The following is a 3,450-nucleotide window of genomic DNA, read 5'->3' on the forward strand; positions in this document are numbered from 1 at the left end:
TAGCACCGGCCCGAGCTTTTCACGCTCGAGCGCCCGCCGCCGGCAGCTTCGATTCGCGAATCTACGCGCTTTCGTCGAGTTCGCAGGCGTTGCTCGAACGCTTGCGCGTCTGGCAGGCGCTCGAGCGTGAAAAGCTCGGGCCGGTGCTGGACATGCGGGTTTTCGGCGATGCCTTCGCCGAACTGCACTTTTCCGCGTTCCAGGCCGCCGTGCCGCAACTGGCGTGGATTGCGGAGTCGTCGCTGATCGAACGTTCGCTCGATGCCGCGCTGCGTTTCCAGCCGAACCTCACGTGGATCGATTCGCGCGCGCAGGGCCTCGTGATTCACGATGACGCCGCGCACCTCACGCTCGCCAACGGCGACACGCTCGAAGCCGATCTCGTGGTCGGCGCCGACGGTGCGCACTCCTGGGTGCGTGCGCAGACGGGCGCGAAGATGCATCGGAGGGAATATCGGCAGACCGGCGTGGTCGCGAATTTCAAGTGCGAGAAACCGCACGCCGAAACTGCATACCAATGGTTCCGCGACGGCGAAATCATCGCGCTGTTGCCGTTGCCGGGCGATTACGTGTCGCTTGTCTGGTCCGCGAAAGCCGATCATGCCGATGCCCTGCTGAAGCTCGATCCCGAGCAACTCGCGGCCGAAGTCGAGAAAGCCACGCAAAACATGCTCGGCACGCTGGAATGCGTGACGCCGGCGCACGGTTTCCCGCTTGCGCTGCAAACGGTGGATCGTCTGGTCGGGCCGCGTGTGGCGCTGGTCGGTGACGCTGCACACCTGATTCATCCGCTTGCGGGACAGGGCATGAATCTGGGCTTGCGCGATGTCGCCGCGCTCGCGGATACACTCGCCGGCAAGGAAGCCTTCCGTTCCGCGGGCGATCCGGTTTTACTCCGCCGATACGAACGCGCCCGCCGCGAGGACATTCAAAAACTGACCATCGCGTGCGATGGCCTGCAAAGACTCTTTGCCGTGCCCGGCACGCTTGCAAGCGCGGTGCGCAATACGGGCATGGCGCTCGTTGGCGCGCAGCCGCAGATCAAGCGCTGGCTCGTTTCAGCTGCGCTTGGCTAAAGACCTATTCACTTTTCAGCATCACAGGAATCCGAATGAAAATCACTCTTCGCCGCGCTCTGGTCGCTGCCGCCACGCTGGCAGCGGTGTTTGGCATCGGCATCGCGGCCCAGGCCGATCAGACCACCGACAAGATCAAGTCCACGCTGCAGTCGCGTATTGGCGACGCCGATATCAAGAGCATCCAGAAGTCGCCCGTTCCGGGCCTGTACGAGGTGAACCTCGGCGCGCAGATCGTCTACACGGACGCGACCGGCAATTACTTGCTGATGGGCGATCTCGTCGATACCCGCACGCGCACGAATCTCACCGAAGCGCGTCTCGCCGAAACCAACAAGATCGACTTTGCGAAGCTGCCGTTCGAGAACGCCGTGAAGGTCGTGAAGGGCACCGGCGCACGCAAGATCGCGGTGTTCTCGGACCCGAACTGCCCATATTGCAAGCAGCTCGAAACCACGCTGAAATCCGTGGATAACGTCACCGTCTACACGTTCCTGTACCCGGTTTTATCGCCGGATTCTACGTCCAAGTCCAAGTCCATCTGGTGCTCGAAGGATCGCTCGAACGCATGGGAAGGCTGGATGCTCGACCACAGCGCGCCGACCGCTTCGGCAAGTTGCGATACGACGGCCATCGATAAAAACCTGAAGCTCGGCCAGTCGATGAACGTGACCGGCACGCCTACGGTTTTCCTCGCCGATGGACGCCGTCTCCCCGGCGCTATTCCGGCTGACCGGCTGGAAAAGGAATTGTCGGCGGTTCGCTGAACGTAGCGGCCGATCCACGAAAGGAGGCGCGCGATGCGCCTCTTTCGCTTTCAAACAGGCATCCAACGCCAGCCTCGCCGGCGATAAGAAGAAAGGACCTCGAAGCATGAACGCCATCCGATACACCATCGTCCCGAAAAATCCCGCAGCGCATGTGTTCGAAGTGACGTTGACCGTTGCGCAACCCGATCCACACGGCCAGCGCTTCGTGCTGCCCGTGTGGATTCCGGGCAGCTACATGATTCGCGAATTCGCGCGCAATATCGTGACGCTGCAGGCGTTCAACGCAGCGGGACGGAAGATCGGCATCGAGAAGACCGACAAACACGCATGGCAAACCGCGCCGCACGACGGCCCGATCACGCTGCGTTACGAGGTCTACGGCTGGGATTTGTCGGTGCGAGCGGCGCATCTGGATGACACCATCGGCTTCTTCAACGGCACGAGCGTGTTCCTTGCCGTGGAAGGGCAGGCGGATGCGCCGTGCATCGTGGATATTCAGAAGCCTTCGGGCGCGCAGTATGCAAGCTGGCGCGTCGCCACGGCGTTGCCGGAAGCGCGCGGCACGAAGCGCTATGGCTTTGGCGCGTACGAAGCGCCGAATTACGACGCGCTGATCGATCATCCCGTGACGCTCGGCGAGTTCGCGCTCGGTTCCTTCAATGCTCACGGCGCGAAGCACGACATCGTGATTTCGGGCCGCGTGACCGCGCTCGATATGCAGCGTCTCGAAACCGATCTCAAGCGCATCTGCGAGTCTCAAATTGCGCTCTTCGAGCCGCGCACGAAGAAGGCGCCTATCGATCGTTATGTGTTCATGACCGTTGCCGTCGGCGATGGTTATGGCGGGCTGGAACATCGTGCATCGACCGCGTTGATCTGCAATCGCGCGGACCTTCCCGTCACCGGACGGCCGGAGATGACCGATGGATACAGGACGTATCTGGGATTGTGCAGCCACGAATATTTTCATACGTGGAACGTGAAGCGCATCAAACCTGCAGCGTTCGCGCCATACGATTTGTCGCAGGAAAATTACACGTCGTTGCTGTGGCTGTTCGAAGGGTTCACGTCGTACTACGACGACCTGATACTCGTGCGCACCGGCTCGATCAGCGCAAGCGATTATTTTGCGCTGCTAGGCAAGACGATCGGCGGCGTGTTGCGCGGCTCGGGACGGTTGAAGCAAACCGTCGCGGAAAGCTCGTTCGATGCCTGGGTCAAATATTATCGGCAGGATGAGAACGCGGCGAACGCCATCGTCAGTTATTACCAGAAGGGCTCGCTTGTCGCGCTCGCTTTCGATCTGTCGATTCGCGCGCAGACCGAAGGCAAGAAGTCGCTCGACGACGTGATGCGTCTGCTGTGGCAGCGCTACGGCCGCGATTTCTACAACGGCCGGGTGCGCGGCATTGAAGAGAGCGAAGTCGAAGCGCTGTTTGCCGAAGCCACCGGCGCCGATCTGAGGAAGCTCTTCCGCGAGGGCGTGCACGGCACGCGCGATCTGCCGCTGGAGACCTTGCTGGAACCGTTCGGCATCAAGCTCGCCGCCGATATCGCCACGAACGGCACGGCAGGCAAGCCGTCGCTTGGCGCACGCGTTCGCA

3 protein-coding genes are annotated in these 3,450 nt (G+C 61.6%); all 3 read left to right on the top strand.

Going from position 1 to position 3,450, the window contains the following annotated elements:
- Nucleotides 1-1,076: UbiH/UbiF family hydroxylase (locus ACRXB1_RS33020; protein ID WP_449494424.1), on the top strand; the 1,076-nt coding region annotated here is incomplete at its 5' end.
- A 35-nt stretch (nt 1,077-1,111) separates the two neighbouring features.
- Entirely contained in the window at nt 1,112-1,843 is a 732-nt protein-coding gene (locus tag ACRXB1_RS33025; RefSeq protein ID WP_062168059.1) for a DsbC family protein, read from the top strand.
- Nucleotides 1,844-1,949: 106 nt separating this feature from the next.
- On the top strand, nt 1,950-3,450 hold a 1,501-nt coding region (locus tag ACRXB1_RS33030), incomplete at its 3' end, for a M61 family metallopeptidase (RefSeq protein ID WP_449494425.1).

The sequence above is a fragment of the Caballeronia sp. M23-90 genome, from assembly GCF_053574605.1.

Bases quoted from the DNA above. Each gene is read 5' to 3' on its own strand.
- ACRXB1_RS33025 (WP_062168059.1), top strand. From the start codon at position 1,112: ATGAAAATCACTCTTCGCCGCGCTCTGGTCGCTGCCGCCACGCTGGCA.